General features: G+C 69.9%; 14 protein-coding genes and 3 pseudogenes. 9 read left to right on the plus strand and 8 right to left on the minus strand.

Annotated elements, in window-relative coordinates; all coding sequences use genetic code 11:
• Positions 1-101: 101 nt before the first annotated feature.
• Both FB563_RS02170 and FB563_RS02175 read left to right on the plus strand, forming a co-directional pair.
• Positions 102-830, plus strand: coding sequence for a response regulator transcription factor (locus FB563_RS02170; RefSeq protein ID WP_055706174.1), 729 nt, complete (start codon positions 102-104; stop codon positions 828-830).
• Entirely contained in the window at positions 820-1,932 is a 1,113-nt protein-coding gene (locus FB563_RS02175) for a sensor histidine kinase (protein WP_107100615.1), read from the plus strand. The genes FB563_RS02170 and FB563_RS02175 overlap by 11 nt, the downstream gene beginning before the upstream one ends.
• Before the next feature lie 76 nt (positions 1,933-2,008).
• Here the strand turns inward: FB563_RS02175 and FB563_RS02180 are convergent, their stop codons facing one another.
• The 4 genes from FB563_RS02180 to FB563_RS02195 form a co-directional block, all read right to left on the minus strand.
• Positions 2,009-3,061, minus strand: a complete 1,053-nt coding sequence (locus FB563_RS02180) for an NAD-dependent epimerase/dehydratase family protein (RefSeq protein WP_055706175.1) — start codon at positions 3,059-3,061, stop codon at positions 2,009-2,011.
• A gap of 52 nt (positions 3,062-3,113) precedes the next feature.
• Positions 3,114-3,707, minus strand: coding sequence for a hypothetical protein (locus tag FB563_RS02185; RefSeq protein WP_055706176.1), 594 nt, complete (start codon positions 3,705-3,707; stop codon positions 3,114-3,116).
• 76 nt (positions 3,708-3,783) lie between these two features.
• Entirely contained in the window at positions 3,784-4,197 is a 414-nt protein-coding gene (locus FB563_RS02190; RefSeq protein WP_055706177.1) for a hypothetical protein, read from the minus strand.
• Complete coding sequence (locus FB563_RS02195) at positions 4,194-5,330, minus strand: molybdopterin-dependent oxidoreductase (RefSeq protein ID WP_411573183.1); 1,137 nt, start codon at positions 5,328-5,330, stop codon at positions 4,194-4,196. The genes FB563_RS02190 and FB563_RS02195 overlap by 4 nt, the downstream gene beginning before the upstream one ends.
• A 611-nt stretch (positions 5,331-5,941) precedes the next feature.
• Here FB563_RS02195 and FB563_RS02200 point away from each other — a divergent pair.
• Positions 5,942-6,795: pseudogene (locus FB563_RS02200) on the plus strand (S-methyl-5'-thioadenosine phosphorylase).
• A gap of 464 nt (positions 6,796-7,259) precedes the next feature.
• Here the strand turns inward: FB563_RS02200 and FB563_RS43815 are convergent.
• From FB563_RS43815 to FB563_RS02215, 3 genes and pseudogenes are all read right to left on the minus strand, one after another.
• A pseudogene (locus FB563_RS43815) lies at positions 7,260-7,583 on the minus strand (transposase); the annotation flags it as partial.
• 284 nt (positions 7,584-7,867) lie between these two features.
• The gene (locus tag FB563_RS02210; RefSeq protein WP_079048763.1) at positions 7,868-10,306 is read right to left on the minus strand and encodes an ATP-binding SpoIIE family protein phosphatase; all 2,439 of its coding nucleotides are present in this window, start codon (positions 10,304-10,306) and stop codon (positions 7,868-7,870) included.
• A 67-nt stretch (positions 10,307-10,373) separates the two neighbouring features.
• Positions 10,374-12,836, minus strand: coding sequence for a SpoIIE family protein phosphatase (locus tag FB563_RS02215; protein ID WP_055706179.1), 2,463 nt, complete (start codon positions 12,834-12,836; stop codon positions 10,374-10,376).
• A gap of 646 nt (positions 12,837-13,482) precedes the next feature.
• Here FB563_RS02215 and FB563_RS02220 point away from each other — a divergent pair.
• The 5 genes and pseudogenes from FB563_RS02220 to FB563_RS02235 all read left to right on the plus strand — a co-directional run.
• Positions 13,483-13,896 carry a hypothetical protein gene (locus tag FB563_RS02220; RefSeq protein WP_055706180.1) on the plus strand — a complete coding sequence of 138 codons (414 nt, stop codon included), beginning with the start codon at positions 13,483-13,485 and terminating at the stop codon, positions 13,894-13,896.
• Between the two features lie 243 nt (positions 13,897-14,139).
• On the plus strand, positions 14,140-14,283 hold the full coding sequence (locus FB563_RS42725; RefSeq protein WP_159045511.1) for a hypothetical protein: 144 nt from the start codon (positions 14,140-14,142) through the stop codon (positions 14,281-14,283).
• Positions 14,284-14,323: 40 nt separating this feature from the next.
• The gene (locus FB563_RS02225; protein ID WP_055706181.1) at positions 14,324-14,653 is read left to right on the plus strand and encodes an NIPSNAP family protein; all 330 of its coding nucleotides are present in this window, start codon (positions 14,324-14,326) and stop codon (positions 14,651-14,653) included.
• 584 nt (positions 14,654-15,237) lie between these two features.
• Complete coding sequence (locus FB563_RS02230; RefSeq protein WP_055706182.1) at positions 15,238-15,507, plus strand: SsgA family sporulation/cell division regulator; 270 nt, start codon at positions 15,238-15,240, stop codon at positions 15,505-15,507.
• Positions 15,508-15,525: 18 nt separating this feature from the next.
• Positions 15,526-16,710: pseudogene (locus FB563_RS02235) on the plus strand (SpoIIE family protein phosphatase); the annotation flags it as partial.
• A gap of 238 nt (positions 16,711-16,948) precedes the next feature.
• Here FB563_RS02235 and FB563_RS02240 read toward each other — a convergent pair.
• A complete protein-coding gene (locus tag FB563_RS02240) occupies positions 16,949-17,908 on the minus strand; it encodes an amidohydrolase family protein (protein WP_055706184.1) in 960 nt (319 codons plus the stop codon).
• 152 nt (positions 17,909-18,060) lie between these two features.
• On the opposite strand from FB563_RS02240, the gene FB563_RS02245 reads away from it, so the two are divergent.
• Positions 18,061-18,825, plus strand: coding sequence for an IclR family transcriptional regulator (locus FB563_RS02245; protein ID WP_234357748.1), 765 nt, complete (start codon positions 18,061-18,063; stop codon positions 18,823-18,825).
• The last annotated feature ends 305 nt before the right edge of the window (positions 18,826-19,130 follow it).

The raw sequence follows: 19,130 nt of genomic DNA on the forward strand, positions 1-19,130 counted from the left end.
GCGTCCTTACAGATCTCTGACGTCGGCGGCAGTCCTTACGGATCTCTGACGTCCGCCACCACTCCCCCTGACAGCCGCGGGGCGGTGTGAGACTCGATACCGTGAAACGCGTACTCGTCGTGGACGACGACCCGACCGTCTCCGAGGTCGTCGCCGGATACCTGACCCGGGCGGGCTTCGACGTCGATGTGGCCGCCGACGGTCCCTCCGCCGTGGCCAGGGCCACCGCGCAGCCGCCGGAACTGGTGGTGCTGGACCTGATGCTGCCCGGCATGGACGGGCTGGAGGTCTGCCGCCGAATCCGCGAGACCGGCCCGCTGCCCGTGATCATGCTGACGGCGCGGGGTGACGAGGAGGACCGCATCCTCGGCCTGGAGGTCGGGGCCGACGACTATGTCACCAAGCCTTTCAGCCCGAGGGAGCTGGTCCTGCGGGTGCAGTCGGTGCTGCGCCGTGCGGGAGCGCTGGCGGCGGTGCGGAGCGCACCGTCCGTACCGCGCCTGACCGGACTACGGGCCGGACCGCTCGCTCTGGACGCCACGGCTCGCCGAGCCACCCGCAGTGGTCGGGAACTTGCTCTGACCATCAGGGAGTTCGATCTGCTGGAGTTCTTCCTGCGCAATCCCGGGCGGGCCACCAGCCGGGAGGAACTGATGCGTCGCGTGTGGGGCTGGGAGTTCGGTGACCTGTCCACCGTCACCGTCCATGTACGGCGGCTGCGCGAGAAGATCGAGGACGACCCGGCCCGCCCGCGGCTGATCAACACCGTGTGGGGCGTCGGCTACCGCTTCGATGTACCTGAGGCGAACGGGGCGGACGATGCTGCGTGACACCTTCCTGATCGCCCTGTACGCGGCGATCGGCGCGGGCGCCGCCGGACTGCTCGGTGTGGCCGCCCTGAGGCTGCTGCGCAACCGCTCGGTCGCGCTGTCGCTGGCCGTGGTCACCGCCGTCGCCGTGGCGGCGATGCTCGCCGGGACAATGCTCGTGTCGTGGGCGATGCTGCTGTCGGATCACGACCTGTGGGTCGTCACCATGGTGTGCTCCATAGCGGCGATCGTCTCCCTCGCGGTGGCGCTCGTCCTCGGCCACAGCGTCGTCAAGGGCAGCCAGGCCCTCACCGAGGCCACCCGCGTCCTGGGTGACGAGGGCCGCTTCACCCCGCCAAGCATCGCTCCCACGGCTGAACTGGCCCAACTGGTCCGGCAGTTGGACGCGACCAGTGCGAAGCTGGCCGCCTCGAGGGAGCGCGAGCGGGCCCTGGAGGAGTCCCGGCGGGAGCTTGTCGCCTGGATCTCCCACGACCTGCGCACCCCGCTCGCCGGGCTGCAGGCGATGACCGAGGCGCTTGAGGACGGCATGGTCGCCGATCCCAGCGTCTACCACGCCCGGATCCGCACGGAGGTCGAGCGGCTCAGCGAGATGGTCGGCGACCTGTTCGAACTCTCCCGCATCCAGGCCGGCGTGCTCGCCCTGAACACGGCCCGCATGTCGGTCTACGACCTCGTCGGCGACGCGATCGCGGGCGCCGACGCCCTCGCCAGGGAACACGGCGTGCGGATCATCGGCGACGGAGTCGAACCGGTGCCGATCGAGGTCGACGGCCGCGAGATGTCCCGCGTCCTGGCCAACCTCCTCGTCAACGCCATCCACCGCACGCCCACCGACGGAACGGTCGCCGTCTCCGCCCGGGAGGAGGGCGGCAGCGTCGTCGTCTCGGTGACCGACGGCTGCGGCGGCATCCCGTCCGAGGACCTGCCCCGCGTCTTCGACCCCGGCTGGCGCGGCACCGACGCCCGCACCCCGCCCGCCGGTGCGGGCCTGGGACTGGCCATCGTGCGGGGCATCGTCGAGGCCCACAGCGGCCGGGCCGCCGTCCACAACGTGCCCGGCGGCTGCCGCTTCGAGGTCCGCCTGCCGACAGCCGCCTGAGTGCATTTCCCGGTCCGGAGAAGGGCCGTCCCTGTGGAGTACAGGGACGCCCCCCCGAGTTGTCACCGGGGAAGGCTCAGCCTGACCGCAGCGCAGCCTTCGCGAACTCCGCCATTCCCTCGGCGAAGTCCACCACCGGTTTCCAGCCCAGCTCGTCGCAGAGCCTGCGCGAGGAAGCGGTGATGTGACGGACGTCGCCGAGCCGGTACTCCCCGGTGACGACGGGTGCGTCGCCGCCGTGTGCCGCGGCCAGCGCGGCGGCCATCTCCCCCACCGTGTGCGGCTCGCCGCTGCCGACGTTGTACGCCCGCAAGCCGCCCTCCGGCAGAGCGGGCAGCCCGTCCATGGCCGTGAGGTTGGCCCCCGCGACGTCCCGCACGTGCACGAAGTCCCGCCGCTGACCGCCGTCCTCGAACACACGTGGCACCTCACCGCGCGCGAGCGCGGACCGGAACAAAGAGGCGACTCCCGCGTACGGGGTGTCCCGCGGCATACCCGGCCCGTACACGTTGTGGTACCGGAGCGCCGCCACCCGTCCACCGGTGGCCCGCGCCCACGACGCGGCCAGGTGCTCCTGCGCGAGCTTGGTGGCCGCGTAGACGTTGCGCGGATCGGTCGGCGCCTCCTCCCCCACCAGCCCGGCGGACAAGGGCTCATCACAGTGTGGGCACGGTGGTTCGAAACGGCCCGCGTCCAGCTCGGCGATCCGTCGCGGCCCCGGCCGTACGACGCCGTGCTGGGCACACTCGTAGCGGCCCTCGCCGTACACCACCATGGAACTCGCCAGCACGAGTCGGCGCACCCCGGCCGCAGCCATGCCTGCCAGCAGTACGGCCGTGCCGAGGTCGTTGCAGCCGACGTAGGCGGGCGCGTCCGCGAAGTCCTTGCCGAGCCCGACCATCGCCGCCTGATGGCAGACTGCGTCCACGCCCCGCAGAGCGTCCACCACCGCCCCCCTGTCGCGAACATCCGCGTGGCGCCAGTCGACACCATCGGGGACGGGCGGCGGCGTACGGTGGGCGGCGGGCAGGAGCGCGTCGAGCACACGTACCTCGTGCCCGGCACTGGTGAAAGCGCTGACGATTTGCGAACCGATGAAGCCCGCACCTCCGGTGACCAGGATCAACATGCTCCGACGCTAAGCCTGACCGCGCGTCTGCGGATGCCGGAACGGGGATCCGTCAGGGGTTCGTAAGCCTTCCGGACCGGCCGGACGCCGCCACACTCAGCAGACCGAAGCCCGCGGCGAAAGCGAGCATGGTGAACACGCCGCGGGGCCAGAAGATGTGACTGTCGAGAAACGACCAGCACGCCCCCAGCACCACCACGGCCCCGGGCAGCACCCGGACGCCGTGGCGCCGCAGCAGTACCGCGCCGGCGGCGAGCGCGGCGACCGTCAGCCCGTACACCCCTGCCCGTCCCAACTCGTCACCGGTCGAGAACAGCCACCCCACCGCCCCATGCACCCCATGTACCGCCACCGTCCCGGCAGAGATACCGGCCACCGCGTCCAGCCCCGAGTAGTACGCCGCGTAACCAAGACACCCGGCCCAGGCCACCAAGGTGAGTGCGCCGTCGACGTCACGCCCCGGTCTGCCCCACAGCGGCACCAGCAGGCCGAGCGCCAGCAGCGGAAAGGCGGGCAGCAGGGCGACATGCAGCCCCGCCCAGTGAGCGGCCGTCGACGCGGTGAGATGCCGCGGGTGGACCAGGCCCGCCACAGCCAGAAACAGGGGCGGAGCCGTTACGAGGACCACCGTACGAAGAGTGCGCATGGCGCCACCGTAGGAATGACCTACGCCAGGCGGGGCCCGTGCCGGCGATGCGTAAGACACCCGTAAGACGCCGCCGTCACGAAGGTGGACGCCGTCGGCTGCGTCGGACCTCCTTCGCCACCACCAGCAGAGCCGTGAACGTGGCCACGGCCACCAGGATCAGCAGCCAGTTGCGCGGATAGTCGAGCGGCAGCACCGTCGAGTTGGCCCGGGGCCCCGGTCGCAGCAGCACCGGCAACGCCACCGCGGTAAGGGCACCCCCTACGAGCAGCGCCCCGCGGATGGGCCCCCGCACCCCGCCAGGGACCAGCACCAGCCCGACGAGCAGCACCAGCGGCGCGACCAGCGCGTCGTGCAACACCACCGCCCCGCCGAGCCACTCCAGCACACCCATCAGGTCCTGCTGCCTGTCCAACAGCAAGGACGCGCCGACACCCATCAGCGCCAGCCCGGCGGCACCGGCCAGCAGTCGCAGCACTTTGACCCTCATGACAACACCTCCAGTCGGCCGACCCACTTGGTCTGCAGTACGCCCGGACGGTTCGGAGCGATCAGGCGCACCGGGTAACCGTGGTCGGGCGACAGTTCCTCACCGTTCAGCCGCAGTGCGAGCAGGGTCAGCGGGTCCCGGGCGTGCTCGTGACCCATCTCGGAGACCCGGTAACCGCCCCGGGTCTGCAACGACACCACCCGTACCCGCGCGTGGACCGGGGCTCCCACCCGCTCCAGCAGGTCCACGACGCGCACGCCTGTCCAGTGCGCCGACTTGCTCCAGCCCTCCACGCAGGCGATCGGCAGCTCGACCTCGTGCTGGGGCAGTGCGCGCAGCTCGTCCAACGTCAGCGTGCAGGGCCGCGGTCCGGCGATGGTCAGGCGGTAGCGCTCGGCATGGATCAGGCCGACCCCGGCCGCGGCAGCAGTCCGGTTGACCGGCAGGCCCTCGGAACCATGGTCAGGGTGGCGGGGTGCGAGGAGGGTCAGGCCCTTCAGCGGGGTGAAGGACTGCCCCACCGTGGTCACAGTGACGGCGCCGACCGCCGCTGCCACCGCGGCGAGCAGCGAGCGCCGATCCGGGGCGTCCTCGGCGGGCAGGGACAGCGTGCCCGCCGAGCGACGGCTCCAGTGTGCCGCGATCTCAGGTGCCTTGACCGCGATGTGCAGCACCAGCGCTCCTATCAGCAGCCAGGCCACGGCGTAGTGCACCTCCACGAAGGAGAAGGGCCACGGGTACCACTGCGCGGTGTTCAGCAGGCCGGTCGCCAGCTCGAAGAGGGCGGCTGCGACCAGGAAGGCCACCGACACCCGTTCCAAGGCGTGCCGCACCGAGCGCACCGGGGGCCACTCGAACAGGCGGGTATACACCGTCCACAACTTGGCGAGCAGCAAGGGAATCGCCGCGATACCGGACGCGACGTGGAGCCCCTGCGTGAACCGGTAGCCCCACACCGGACGGCTGGGCAGCTCGCCCGCGAGCCATCCCGGCGGGTGCTGCATGAAGTGACTGATCAAACCGGTGCAGAAGCACACCGCGAACGCCAGGCCGAGCCACCGCCCGATCGAGGTCGCCGTGCGGGCATCGTGCAGTCGGCCCTTGAACACGGGCGGAAAGAAGCGCGATCTCATGCCTTCCATCCCACCGGGAGGAAGGTCGCCATGGAACGTCCGACCGCCTTACGGAACTGGGACGTCTCCCGGCCACAGGGCACGCCCAACATCCGCGACACTCCGCCCGGCGCCGTCCTGACCACCCGTGTGACAGGCACGTGGCGGAAGCTGGGAACCTGTCCGGCGTCCGCGCTTCGCAACACAGCCGACACGCCGTCCAGCACCTCGAAGCCTCCACACGGGCCTTCCAGGAACACCTCCTGCGAGGCGGTCGAGCCGGTGCACAGCCTTGCCTGAGCAGGACAGCCACAGCGTGAGGACGCACACGCGTCGCTGCCCGGCCAACGCCGGCCACGTGGCCGCGAAGTCGACCTCCGACTCCTCACCCGCAGCTTTCGACCGAGGGAGCGTGCCCTCCAGGGACCGCCGGGCCGCCGTGGCCTCCGCCCCAACGGCCGTCCCTCCCGCAGCGGTCCTGACAGCCCGGAACAGGTCAGTGCGTACCCAACTCGACGAACTGCCGACTCCAACGGCGGGCACCTGCGCTGGGCGGCCGAATTCCTTTCGAGAGCATGACGTTTCCCGATGCCGTGATCTCGAACTGTGCCGGCGCGGCTAGCGTGCTGGGCATGACGAACGCGGAGATCGGTGTCATCGGCGGGTCCGGCTTCTACTCCTTCCTCGACGAGGTGACCGAGGTCCAGGTCGACACCCCGTACGGAGCACCCAGCGACTCCCTCTTCCTCGGCGTGATCGCCGGCCGACAGGTCGCCTTCCTCCCCCGCCACGGACGCGGCCACCATCTGCCCCCGCACCGCATCAACTACCGTGCCAACCTGTGGGCGCTGCGCTCCGTCGGCGTACGTCAGGTTCTCGGCCCGTGCGCAGTGGGCGGACTGCGCCCGGAGTACGGGCCGGGCACACTGCTGATCCCCGACCAGCTGGTGGACCGCACGAAGACCCGGGTGCAGACGTACTTCGACGGGCTGCCGCTCCCGGACGGCACCGTGCCGAACGTGGTGCACGTGTCCCTGGCCGACCCGTACTGCCCCGCCGGACGGGCGGTCGCGCTCAAGGCCGCGTGCGGACGGGACTGGATGCCGGTGGACGGCGGCGCCCTGGTCGTCGTCGAAGGGCCACGGTTCTCCACCCGCGCAGAATCGCTGTGGCACCGGGCGCAGGGCTGGTCCGTGGTGGGCATGACCGGTCATCCCGAAGCTGCGCTCGCCCGTGAACTGGAGTTGTGCTACACGTCGTTGACTCTGGTCACGGACCTCGACGCGGGGGCGGAGACCGGGGAGGGCGTCTCGCACGACGAGGTGCTGAAGGTCTTCGCGGCGAATGTGGACCGGTTGCGGGGCGTGCTGTTCGACGCGTGGCCGCGCTGCCCACCATCGAGGAACGGGATTGCCTGTGCGTGAACGCGCTCGGCGGAATGAACTCAGTTCGGTGTCGATCGGGCCGGTTCACCTCATGCACCTGAACGTACTGGGCGAGGAGGTAGTGGGACAGGCTCGCTCCGAAGGTGCCGGTGCCTTCCACCCCGGCACGGCGCAACCGTATCCAGTTTGGCGGGCGCAGACGTCAGCAGCCGGCGGCCGTCGCCGGAGAGGATTCGGTGCCCATGAGCTTCCCCAGCCGGGGGGCCGGGGCGGCGACGTGAACCTCGCCGTGCGTGGTCACGCCCAGGTCGACCTCACCCCGATTGGTCAGATCCGTGCTCCAGGAGGTGCTGCACTCTCTGACGGAAAGTGCGAGTGCAATCGCAAAGTAGGCGCACCTCGAAAACGTTACAGGGACACGGGCCGCATGAGGCGCCGACCGCATCGTGTCCGACAGCGCAGCCGATCTCATGACGAAGCCGCGCCGGAGCTCTCCGGTGCGGCCTCGTCGTCCCACGGCTCCGCGCAAGCCCCCAGGCGGGGCCCCGCCGTATCACTGACGCCCCTATAACGCGGGGGCGCGGGAAACCGGTCTGACCAGGTTGAAGACCTCTCTGGCGGCATACCGTTTGAGGCATCGGATGATCTCGCGTCGGGTCTTGCCCTCCTGGGTGCGGCGTACGTAGTACGCCTGGGTGCGCGGGTCGTGGCGCAGGCGGGTGAAGACGATGCTGTGCAGGGCGGCGTTGGCCTGCCGGTCGCCGCCGTGGTTGAGCCGGCGCGTGCTCCGCCGGCCGGAGGAGTACTCGATGGGGCTGACTCCGCAAAGGGCAGCAAAGGACGCCTCGGTGTTCAGTCGCTCGGGGTTGTCTCCCATGGTGATCAGGAGAGACAGGCCCGCGCCGAAGGTACCGGTGCCCTCCACACCGGCCCGGCGCACCGTCCCCCGCTTGCGGGCCCACACGAGCGGCCGACGGTAGCCAACGGCCGTCGCCGGAAGGACTCTGTGCTCAGGACCTTCCCCAGCAGGGAGACCACGGCGGCGACGTGGACCTCGCCGTGCGTGTCTACGCCCAGGACGATCTCAGGAGTCCGACCTCACCGTAGGACAGCACCCACATGGTGTTCTCTGTCTATCCGGCTTGCAGCCACGTCAGCCGGCTCCGGGCGTGATCAGTGGGCGCGCGTTATGGGCTGTTCGGACCAGATGGTCTTGTGGTTCTGGCCGTGGCGGCAGCCCCAGCGCTCGGCGAGTTGGGCGACGAGGAACAGGCCGCGTCCGCCCTCGTCGGTGGTGCGAGCGCGGCGCAGACGGGGTTGGGCGGTGTTGGAGTCGGTGACCTCGCAGACCAGAACGTGGTGCCGGATCAGTCGCAGCTCCGCCGGCGGACGACCGTAGCGGATCGCGTTGGTGACCAGTTCACTGACGATGAGCTCCGTGGGGAAGAGGAGGTCGTCCAACCCCCATGCGGTGAGTTGGCGGGTCGCCCATTCCCGGGCGTCCGAGACGGCAGCCGGATCAGCGGGTATTCGCCAGCGAGCGGTGTGGTTGGCGGGTACGGCGCGGGTGCGTGCCAGCAGCAGGGTCGCGTCGTCACGTGGTGCTTCGTCCACCAGGTTGTCGAGGAGGGTCCTGCCGGTCTCGTCCAGGGCGCGGTCCGGGCGGCAGGAGGTGGCGAGCGCATCGGTCAGCCGCTGGAGTCCGTCGCCGGCGTCGTGCGCGCCTTGGTGGACCAGGCCGTCGGTGTAGAGCGCGAGTACGCTGCCCGGTTCGACGTCGATGGTGGTTGTCTCGTACGGCATGCCGCAGACGGCGAGGGGCGGCCCCGGGAGTATGTCGACGGCTTCGGCACTCCCGTCGGGCCGCACGAGCACGGGCGGTGGGTGCCCGGCACTGGCCATGGCGCAGAGTCGGGTGACCGGGTCGTAGACCGCGTACAGACAGGTGGCGCCCATGATGTCGTGGTCGCCAGGGGGTGCTTCCGCGGCGAGGCGCTGAACCAGGTCAGCGAGACGCGTGAGCAACTCGTCCGGCTCCAGTTCGAGGTCGGCGAGGGTCTGGATGGCAGCGCGCAGACGGCCCATGGTGGTACTGGCGGTTATGCCGCGGCCGATCACGTCTCCGGCGACGAGGGCCAGCCGGAGAGCGGGCAGGGGTATGGCGTCGTACCAGTCGCCGCTGGTGCCGCCCCCACGGTTTGTGGGCAGGTAGACGCCGGCGGTCTCGGCTGCCGGAGTGTCGGTCGTGGCCGGGGGAAGGAGTCTTTGCTGCAGGGCCATGGCCGCTCTGTGCTCGCGTGTGTAGCGGCGGGCGTTGTCGATGGCGAGTGCTCCCCGTGAGGCGATCTGCCTCATGAGATCCACCTCGTCCTCGGTGAACGGTTCGGACGGACCGGTGCGCCAGACCACGATCGCTCCGAGGGTGAGGCCGCGGGCGTGCAGCGGTGCCACCATCACCGCCTGGACGTCGTGCGGGAGGAACTGCTCGGCCGGATGTGGGCCGCCGATCAGGGCGATGTAGTCGTCCCGGCCGTAGACGACCGTCTCGCCGTGCTGGAAGCGGCGCAGGAGGGGGTGGTCGGACAGGGACGGGACGAGGTTGCCGCGCTGGATGCCAGACGGCCAGTCCGCGGTGGCCGGCGCCAGGGCAGCGTTGCGCAGATGCGGATCTCCGCCACCCAACCGCTCTGCGGGTTCGCCACCGTCAAAGACGGCTTCTGCGAGGTCGACTGCTGCGAGATCACCGAAGGTGGGTACGAGGGCGTCCGCGAGATCCTGGGCGGTCCGCACGGCATCCAGGGAGCCCCCCACCCGCTCGGCGACCGCGCGGGCAAGATCCAGCTGTCGGCGGGCACGCAGTTGGTCGGTGTCGTCTATGTACAGGGCTGCGACTCCTTCGGGGCGTCCTCGCGCGTCCTCCAGCCGGAAGGCGGACAGCGACAGCGCGTGCCGCCGCACCGGATGGTGTCGCCAGCTCACTCGCTGGTTCCTGTGGATCACCGGGACGCCCGTCTTGAGCACCTGCCACAGTACCGCCTCGATGGTCTCGGCGTCCTCGGCGCACAGCACGTCGCTCAGTCGGGCGCCGGGCTGTATGGGACGGCCGTCGGGAGTGTCCGGCATGGCGTTCGTCTGCACGGTGGTGAGATCCGTGTCGTGCAGGGCGATCGTGATCCGGTTCTGTGCGGACAGTGCGCGCAGGAGGGCTGCGCCGTGCCGGTGGTCGGTGACGTGAGGAGTGGGGGCTGCGAGTACGAGGAAGTTCGCCGAGCCGTTCACCCGTGTGGTCCGGAATGTGACGTCGATCGTGTTGCCGCACTGGTGACGCAGTCGTACCCGGCCGGTCGCCGGCACGTGTGCGGCCCTGTGCGGGTCGTGCGGGAGGTCGGCCACGAGCTCCCGCACGGGGCGGCCGTGGACCTCGTCGGCGCAGAACCCGGTCAGGTCCTGTGCTGTGCCGGTCCACCCCACCACCGTGCCCCGATCGTCGAGCACGGCCGCGGCCAGACCGTCGAAGGCGGGCGGCCGGCCGCCGGCGCCGGCACCGGAGATGCTCGTCGCACCTCGAAAGGCGCCTGGCGGGTTGGCGTTTTCAACATCCGATGGGTCCATGTCTCTGGCTTTCATTGCGAGGTTCCGCGGCTACGGGAGATGGGGATCCTGTGGCGGCTTTCGGCGCTCAGCGGGCGCCTGTCGGGGATGGCAGGTCCTGTTCGGCCCAGACGACCTTGCCGTCTGTTACGGAGCGGGAACCGCACCTGCGTGACAGCCGACCGACGAGGTAAAGGCCGCGGCCGTGCTCGTCGAGATTGCCGGGATGCCGGGGGCGTGGCCGACCGGTGTTGGTGTCGGAGACTTCGCAGGTAAGCACCCGGTGCTGGATGAGCCGTAGGCGGATCGGGCCGTCGCCGTGGCGGATCGCATTGGTGACCAGTTCACTGACGAGCGACTCCACGGCCGTCACCAGCGGCTCCAGACCCCATTCACGGAGTTGACGGGCGGCCAGACGCCGGGCCGTCGGGACGGTGACGAGTTCGTTCGGCAGATCCCAGGACGCGACCTGGGCAGGCGGCAGGGCGCGCGTCCGCGCAAGGAGCAAGGTGACGTCGTCGGCCGGTGCCTGCGCCGACAAGGTCTCCATCGCCCGCGAGCACAGGTCCTCCAGGGCGGCACCGGGCTGTGCCAGGGCGGCGCCCAGACGCCGCAGGCCGACGTCTATGTCCTCGCCGCGGGACTCCACCAGGCCGTCGGAGTAGAGGGCGAGCACGCTTCCTTCGGGCAGTTCCAGTTCCACGGACTCGAAAGGCACCAGGCCGAGACCGAGGCCGAGCGGGGCTCCGGCCGGCAGGTCGGGGACGGTGACCCCGCCCTGTGCGTCGACGACCAGGGGCGGCGGATGCCCGGCCCGTGCCAGCGTGCAGCGTCGGGACACCGGGTCGTAGACGGCGTACAGGCAGGTGGCACCGACGACCGCGGGAAGCCGGTCGGTGTCGTCGGTGTCCTCGTCGTTCAGGCGCCGGACCGTGTCGTCGAGGTGCGCCAGCAGTTCGTCCGGGGGCAGGTCGAGGTCCGCGAGCGTGCGCACGGCGGTGCGCAGCCTGCCCATGGTCGCCGCGGCGTTGATGCCGTGTCCCACCACATCGCCGACGACCAGGGCCACCCGTGCGCCGGACAGCTCGACCACATCGAACCAGTCGCCCCCCACGCCGTGGTCCATGTCGGCGGGCACATAGCGCGAGGCGACCTCGACGGCAGCACCGCCCTGCACCCGGTGAGGGAGCAGGTCGCGTTGCAGCGCAAGAGCGGCGGTGCGCTCGCGCGCGTACTGGAGCGCGTTTTCCAAACAGAGCGCGGCCCGGGTGACCAGCTCCTCGGCGAGGAGCAGGTCGTCCTCCTGGAACGGCGTCTGTTCCGCGGAACGGCCGAACAGCGCCAGTCCCAGCACGCAGCGCCGGGCGCGGATGGGTACGACCATCAAGGAGTGGACGCCGCTGTCGCGTACCTTCTGCGCACGCGTCGGATCGTGGTCGACCCAGGGGCCGGCGTGAGTGTCCAGCACCGGTTCCAGGTGAGATCTGCCCGTGCGCAGGACGGCGGCGAACGACGAGGTCGGGGGGACGTGCATCACCTCTTCACGCACCGCTGGCATCTCCAGGACACCCTGGTCGACGGAGGCCACCCCGGCACGGCGCAACACAGGGCGGCGTCCGCTCGTCGTGCCGATCCGTGCGGCGGGCTCGAGTCCGAACGGAACCGACTCCACCAGGTCGACGACGGCGTGGTCGGCCAGTAGGGGCACGGTGAGCTCTGCCAGTTCCTGGGCGGTCTGCATCACGTCGAGGGTGCTGCCGATGTGCGTGCTGGCCTCGCTGAGGATGGCGAGGCGCTCGCGCGCCCGCTTGTTTCCGGTGACGTCCACGGTCATGGAGCACACGCCCAACGGGGTGCCGTCCGCGCCCTGGAGGCAGAAGAAGGAGGCGGAGAACGCGTGCTCGCGGGGTCGGTCCGCAGGCGGCCACGCACGGTACTCGTGCACCGTCGTCGTGCCGCTCTCCAGCACCTGTCGCATCACCACCTTGAGCGCTTCGGCCTCGACGGCGGGCAGCGCATCCTTCAGACCGCGCCCGAAGCGTCGGTGACGAGGCACGCCGTCGTGCCGCTCCATGGCGTCGTTCGCCCAGACACAGCGCAGCTGCGCGTCATAAACGACGATGCCGATCGGGGCTCGGGCAAGGAGCGACTCCCGCACCGGTCCGCCGGTCGCTCCCGAGGACAGGGAACCTATGTCCGTCACGGACGCCAGCCACCGAGTGTCGTCGCCCTGCCCCCGTAGCAGCGAGACCTGCAGCGTCATCCTGAGCGTGTGGCCGTCGCGGTGGCCTATAGCGACGGTGCCGGACCAGCCGCCCCGCGCACGGCACTGCTCGGCGAACGCCAACGCCCTCCGGGCGTCCTCGGGAGGCGGCAGCACGTGTACGGCGGACCGGCCCACCACCTCCCCGGCCGCATAACCGACGAGCTGTTGGGCGGCGTGCGTCCACCCCACGACGATGCCCTCGGCATCGATCATCGCTATCGCGGCATCAGGCACCTCGGGGAGGCTCACCGGCTCGGCGAGGAGGGTGTGGTCAATGTTGGTCATTCGCGGTCCATCCCATCGGTGCGGAAGTAGGAGCGTCGGCATGTGGTCCGGCGACCCTGTGTGCAGCGGTGGTGAACAGCGATGTCCCGGTGAGCGGCACACGGTGCGGTATGTGTCATATCCGAGCAATTCGCCCCTTTCTGATGAAATCATCAGATGTAAGGGCTTGGCCGTCAAGACCCTCATAGGTGATCGAAAGGGCAGATAAGGGGGCTACAGGTCACGCTCGCAGGTGAACGGGCGGGTAGCGGGTTCCGCCGAGCATGCGCGGTGAGCGCGAGCGGCTCCCCGAGGTTCAGACCACCCGCCGGATGGCGACCCACCCTGGCGATCGCTCGGCAGGCTGGGCGCCGGGACGATGCCGGGGAATCCATGCAGGCCGGAGTCCAGGTGCGCACGCCTGTTCCGGCAGGGTCATCCGCTTGGTGCGGATGGCAGCTCGCACTGAAAACGACATCTGTTGGCGCTCGCGTCAGCCGGTCAACGGTTACCTTCGCCACTTCGACATTTCCATACGGCGTATGGTAACAATGGAGGCGCGCTTCCATACGACGTATGGAACTGCTCGCTCGGGCCACGCCGGGCGTCATACATCGCCTGGCAGAACCGCCGTTGGCGCAGATCACCCCCTCAGGAAGGAGAGATCATGAACAAGCTCGCGAAGCGCATCGCCCTCACTGTCTCCTCCGTCGCGGTCGCCGGTGCCGCCGTCCTCGGTGCCGGTGGCACCGCTTCGGCCGTGCCCCTCGCGTCCACGCACGCCCGGCACCCGACCGACGGGGCCGTGGCCGCTGATTACAGCTGGGACCACGGTGTCGGCTACCTGCTCGAGCGGGGCTACTCCTGCGACGAGGCCCGCGGCTGGCACCAGGACCGCCACGGCAGCGATTCGACCCGGCACGACTGCGACGGGCTCCACTACCGCGATGGCCACTTCTACCGCTGGGAGGGCGAGGGACACGGCTGGACGTCCGACAGGTCCTACCGCCACGACGGGCACCGCTGCGAGCACGACGGCGGGGGCAGGCACCCCCACGACCTGACCCGCGACGACCGGTGAGACGGGTATCGGCCAGGTGCACAAGCAGTTCCCCTCGGCCCCGTCCCTGCCGGCGGCGGGGATCCCGCTGGCGGTCGGGGGGCCGCGTCCCCGACCGCCGGCTGAGTGAGTGCAGCACCACTCCTCATGCGGTGCGCCGGTGCCGTCCGGCGCCCGCGCCCTGCTGTACCGCCTCCGCCCGCGCCGCCTCTTCGCCACAGGCGGAGTGAGGCACCGCCGAGCCATACCCAGGAGCGGAAGCCGATGAAGAAGTCCTTGAAGGCCGTAGAACGGCGGGTGGTCGTGCAGCTGGTCGTCTCGCACGCCTGCTCATTGCCCCTCTGCGTACGTCTGCGCCACGAGCCCCACTGGGATGCCGAACTGGCACACCTCCTCCCCCAAGGCTGACCGCCGACCATCCATGCTCAGAAGTAAAGGAACCAGTCTCATGTCCCAGTACCAGCTTCGCGTCTACACCCTGCGCAGCTCCGACGCGCTCTCCGCCTACGAGAAGATCTGGGCGCAGCACATTCCCGGTATGGCCAAGCACCGGATCACCACCCATGGCGTCTGGACGGTGCCCGCGGCGCCGGGAAGCGAAACTCCCCGGCTGTACGCCCTCGTTTCCTACAAGGACGCCGACGACGTGCGGGAGCGGCTGGAGGCATACCTGTCGAGTCCTGAATTCCGCGCGGACATGGAGGGCTTCGACATCAGCCAGATCGTCGGCCTCGACGAGACCCTCCTGACGCCCACCGTGGACTCACCCTTGCGCTGACGGTCGGCCTGCGACGAGTGACGCGGCCAGAAAGGCCAGTATCCGGCGGCCCTGCGATGACGGTTCCGGTGCCGTCGATGGCGACCCACCAGTGGTGGCCCTTGCCGGCATCGATACCGACCCATACGCAGGGCACCTGTGTGGTCATGTGCGTCTCCTCGGACTCGGACAGCGTGCACCGGTACAGCGTCGATCGCTGAGACCAAGGGCGCCCTTTGTCCGGCAACCTCCGTTGGCCACATCTCCGTGATGGCCCCGGCCGGCAGTGGTGGCCTCGCGACGGCACGAAGAACTGCTCCTGCGGGTGTCCTCGTGCCGGCCGCCACCGGTCCTCACAGTAACCGCTTCTCTGTGCAGCCCCTTTGAATCCGACGACAACCCTTCCGATGGCCCTCCCCGGATGACTCGAAGCACCAGGAGTAAGACCCGATGAAGTCATTGAGAACTGTGATCCAGGGGCTACCTGTGAAGCTTGTCGGCGTGCATGCGACGTCCTTGTCCGTGATCATGAATCTGCGGTACGAGCCGAGTGATCCCTACGTGGTCCATGCCGCTTTCACACCGATGTCGACAGCGACGAGCCGGTGGAATGGATCATCGGGCGCGACTTGCTGATCGACGGCCTGGAGGGCCCCGCCGGCGAGGGAGACGTTCGCATATGGCCCACCGGCGAGGAGGGCTGCCGCGACTTGTACATCCTTCTCAACCCGCCGTCCGGTACGGCCCTGCTCAAGGCCCCAGCGCAGGAATTCAAGGCGTTCCTGCAGGAAACGGAGGCAGTGGTGCCGCGGGGGGCCGAGCTCGGCCGCAGCGACTTCGACCGCTCGCCGGCGCACTTCCTCGCCGAAGGGTGAGTCCTTGCAGGGTGCGACCTGAGGCAGGCACTCGCCGCCAGGGCGGCGGCGGCTGTCGACAATGCCCGCCGCTACACACACGCGCGCGACTGCCCTCACCCTGCAGCGCAGCCTGCTCCCGCAGCACACCGCACAGCAGTCGGCCATGGAGACCGCTTGTCGCTACCTGCCCGCAGGGGCCCAGGCCGGCGCCGGCGGCGACTGGTACGACGTCATCCCACTGTCCGGAGCCCGCGTCGCCCTGGTGGTGGGCGATGTGGTCGGACACGGCATCCACGCCGCCGCCACCATGGGGCGACTGCGGACAGCCGTCCGCACCCTGGCCGACATCGACCTGCCGCCCGACGAACTCCTCACCCACCTGGACGACGTCGTGATCCGCCTGTCCGCAGGCCGGGGACATCGGCGCCACCTGCCTGTACGCCTTCTACGACCCCGTCTCCCGCCAGTGCGTCCTCGCCCGCGCGGGGCATGTGCTGCCCGCCGTGGTGGGCCTTGACGGAACCGCCGACCTCCTCGAGCTGCCACCCGGCCCGCCGCTCGGCCTGGGTGGACTTCCGTTCGAAGCGGCGGAGTTCGACCTTCCCGAAGGCAGCGTCCTTGCCGTCTACACCGATGGCCTGATCGACGGCCGCGACCACGACGTCGAAGCGGGTATCACCCTGCTTCGCCAAGCCCTCGCACAGCCCGCTTCCTCCCTGCAAGCAACCTGCGACACCGTGCTCGAAGCCCTGCTGCCGGCTGATCGACCACACGACGATGTCGCGCTGCTCCTGGCACGCACCCACGCCCTGGGCGCTCGCCAAGTCGCCAGCTGGGACTTGGACGCCGACCCCGTCTGCGTGTCCCGGGCCCGGTCGAACGTCGCTCGACAGCTGAGCAGCTGGGGCCTGGAGGAGGTCGGGTTCTCCACCGGGCTCATCGTCAGCGAACTGGTCACCAACGCCATCCGCTACGGCCGTCCTCCCATACGGCTGCGCCTGATCCACGACCGTGCCCTCGTGTGCGAGGTCTCCGACGCGAGTGGCACGACCCCTCACCTGCGCCGGGCCCGCACCTACGACGAGGGGGGGACGGGGTCTGCTCCTGGTCGCTCAGTTCGCCAAGCGCTGGGGAACGCGGCACGCCCGACACGGCAAGACGGTCTGGGCCGAGCTGAGCGAGAAGGAGACCGCTGGATTCCCGGCATGGGATTCCCTGTAGGCGCGACGACGAGCTCTGCGGTGAGCGGATGCGCTCTGGCTGTGGCGGCAGCCCCAGCGAGCGGTGAGGCTGGGTGCTGCTGGAGTCGGGGACCTCGCAGACCAGAAGGCTGTGGCGGCAAAGCAGCAGCTTCGCCGGCAGACGGCAGAGCCGCCCGAGCAACCCAGACCGCGGTGCTGCTGTGACGACCGCGGTCGTCAGACCCACTTGCTCACGACCGTTCCTTCAGGTCGGGCGGTCACCGTGCATCGGTGTCGAACAAGCGGCGGGCATTGCGGGTGGTGAGGTCCCGCCAGGTGACGGTGGCGGACGGCTGCACCGCGGAGTCGATGGAGGTGACCTGAGCGAGCACCGCGTCCATGGGCGTCCAGCAGTAGTCGCTGCCATAGAGGAGACGCTCGGTGCCGAAGGCCGCGCCGAAGGCCGGGACCTGCCGCGGGAATGGGGTGCCGGCCATGTCGTACCAGAGTCGGCCGAGCTGCTCGACGGCGCTCGGAGCGTCGACGGCGCCGCCGCCTACGTGGGTGCGGAAGAGTTCCATCCGGTCGGCGAGCAGCGGCAGCACACCTCCGCCGTGTGTCAAGATCCAGCGGATCCGCGGACGGCGGGCGAGGACACCGCGCAGGAGCAGGTCGCTCGCAGTACGGGCAGTGTCGAAGAGGAACTCCAGCATCGGCCGTGGCCGGCCCAGAGCAAGCTCGTCGGCGTGGGGCGCTGACGTGGGGTGAACGAAGACTACGGCGCTGCGGCGGTCGAGCTCCTCCCAGAGCGGCTCGAACCGGGGGTCACCGAGGTAGAGGCCATGGTGGTTGGTTTCCACCACCACTCCGTCCGCACCGAGGACGTCGAGCGCGTAGGCGGTCTCCGCGAGCGAGCCCTCGACGTCCGGCAGGGGCAGGGAGGCGAAGAGACCGAACCGCTGCGGGTCCTCCGTGCGGACCCGGGCGCCGAACTCATTGACCTCACGTGCGAGAGCGCGGGCCTCGCTGTCGTCCCCGAAGTGCACTCCGGGCGAGGAGATCGAGAGGTAGGACCTGTCGATCCCTGAGCGTTTCATCATGTCGAGATGCTCTTCGACGCTCCACGCGGGCCAGCCGGGCATCCCGTCGGGATGTTCGACACCTGCGGCTCGAGCCGCCGCCACATAACTGTCGGTGACGAAGTGGGCGTGCACATCGATGAATCCGGTCGCGGCCATACAATTCTCCCTTTCTGCGGGGTCCCTGTCAGTGCCAGCCACCGTAGGAAGCGTGCCGTACATTGGCAGCGGTGATTCCGATGAATGAAATGTCGACCACCGACGGTGGTGCCCCCAGGAGACGCGGGGGCAGGCCGGCTGAGGGACAACCGGTGATCGACCGGGCTTTCGCCCTGCTCGGCAGCTTCGATGGTGACCACCGTGCGCAGACGCTTGCCGAACTCGCACAGCGAAGCGGCATCCCCCGCAGCAGTGCTCTCCGGCTCGCCCGGTCTCTGATGGAAGTGGGCGCTCTGGAACGCCTCGGCGACGGCCGCTTCGTCGTGGGTCTGCGGCTGCTGGAGACCCCTTCCCTGGCCCCGCGCGGTCATGGGCTGCGATCGGTGGCGATGCCGTTCATGAAGGATCTCTTCCACGTCACGCGTCAGCATGTCCTGCTCGCCGTGCGGGACCAGGGGGAGGCGCTGCTGGTCGAGCGGCTGTCAGCGCGTGATGCGAGCCCCGTGCGCTACCGCGTGGGGGGCCGCCTTCCTCTGACATCCACCGGCGTAGGACTGGTGCTTCTCGCCTTCGCCCCACCGGCCGTCCAGGAGCAGGCCATCTCCGCCTATGCGCCGGAGCACGGCGACGACGACATCCGCACCCCCGCCGACCTCCGTCGCGTGCTGGCGGAGGTACGACGCGGCGATCACGCTGTCGGCCACCAGAACCGTCCATGGCCGGTGAGCACCGTGGCCGCGCCGGTACGTGACGGCGGCGAGGTGGTCGCGGCGTTGTCGGTCGTGGCGCCCGGCACCGATTCGCCGAACCCGGGGTACGGACCGGCCGTGCGCGCGACGGCGCGGGCGATCTCCCGCCGTCTCGTCGAGGACGGTGGTCGGACCATGCCAGTCGAAGCCACAGACGGGCACCAGTAGCGTAACCGGGCCGCCCGCGCCGGCTGCCGTTGTGCGCCCCGCAGCTCTCCGGCTGGGCGGTGTGCAGGGCCTCGTGGATCGTGTTCAGCGCCGCGGTTGCGGCGAGGACAGAGGCGGGGGTGAGTCCGCGGGCCCGGGGATGGGCTGATCGTCAACGGGCATGTGGCCTCCGACACGTGGTGTCGTCATCTCGACGACCGTCCGGGCATGTTCGGCTGTGCGACGGACGCCGCGATCGCAGGCGTGGAACACCATGTCGCACGAGTCCGCGACAGCAACTGACAGAGAGGAGCGATTGCCACAGG

The organism is Streptomyces puniciscabiei (assembly GCF_006715785.1).
In the GTDB taxonomy this organism is placed as follows: Bacteria; Actinomycetota; Actinomycetes; order Streptomycetales; family Streptomycetaceae; genus Streptomyces; species Streptomyces puniciscabiei.

What these genes read in the sequence shown, in the direction of transcription:
- FB563_RS02175 (WP_107100615.1), top strand. Translation starts at nt 820, where the DNA reads ATGCTGCGTGACACCTTCCTGATCGCCCTGTACGCGGCGATCGGCGCG.
- FB563_RS02180 (WP_055706175.1), bottom strand. Translation starts at nt 3,061, where the DNA reads ATGTTGATCCTGGTCACCGGAGGTGCGGGCTTCATCGGTTCGCAAATC.
- FB563_RS02185 (WP_055706176.1), bottom strand. Translation starts at nt 3,707, where the DNA reads ATGCGCACTCTTCGTACGGTGGTCCTCGTAACGGCTCCGCCCCTGTTT.
- FB563_RS02190 (WP_055706177.1), bottom strand. Translation starts at nt 4,197, where the DNA reads ATGAGGGTCAAAGTGCTGCGACTGCTGGCCGGTGCCGCCGGGCTGGCG.
- FB563_RS02195 (WP_411573183.1), bottom strand. Translation starts at nt 5,330, where the DNA reads ATGAGATCGCGCTTCTTTCCGCCCGTGTTCAAGGGCCGACTGCACGAT.
- FB563_RS02210 (WP_079048763.1), bottom strand. Translation starts at nt 10,306, where the DNA reads ATGGACCCATCGGATGTTGAAAACGCCAACCCGCCAGGCGCCTTTCGA.
- FB563_RS02215 (WP_055706179.1), bottom strand. Translation starts at nt 12,836, where the DNA reads ATGACCAACATTGACCACACCCTCCTCGCCGAGCCGGTGAGCCTCCCC.
- FB563_RS02220 (WP_055706180.1), top strand. Translation starts at nt 13,483, where the DNA reads ATGAACAAGCTCGCGAAGCGCATCGCCCTCACTGTCTCCTCCGTCGCG.
- FB563_RS42725 (WP_159045511.1), top strand. Translation starts at nt 14,140, where the DNA reads ATGAAGAAGTCCTTGAAGGCCGTAGAACGGCGGGTGGTCGTGCAGCTG.
- FB563_RS02225 (WP_055706181.1), top strand. Translation starts at nt 14,324, where the DNA reads ATGTCCCAGTACCAGCTTCGCGTCTACACCCTGCGCAGCTCCGACGCG.
- FB563_RS02240 (WP_055706184.1), bottom strand. Translation starts at nt 17,908, where the DNA reads ATGGCCGCGACCGGATTCATCGATGTGCACGCCCACTTCGTCACCGAC.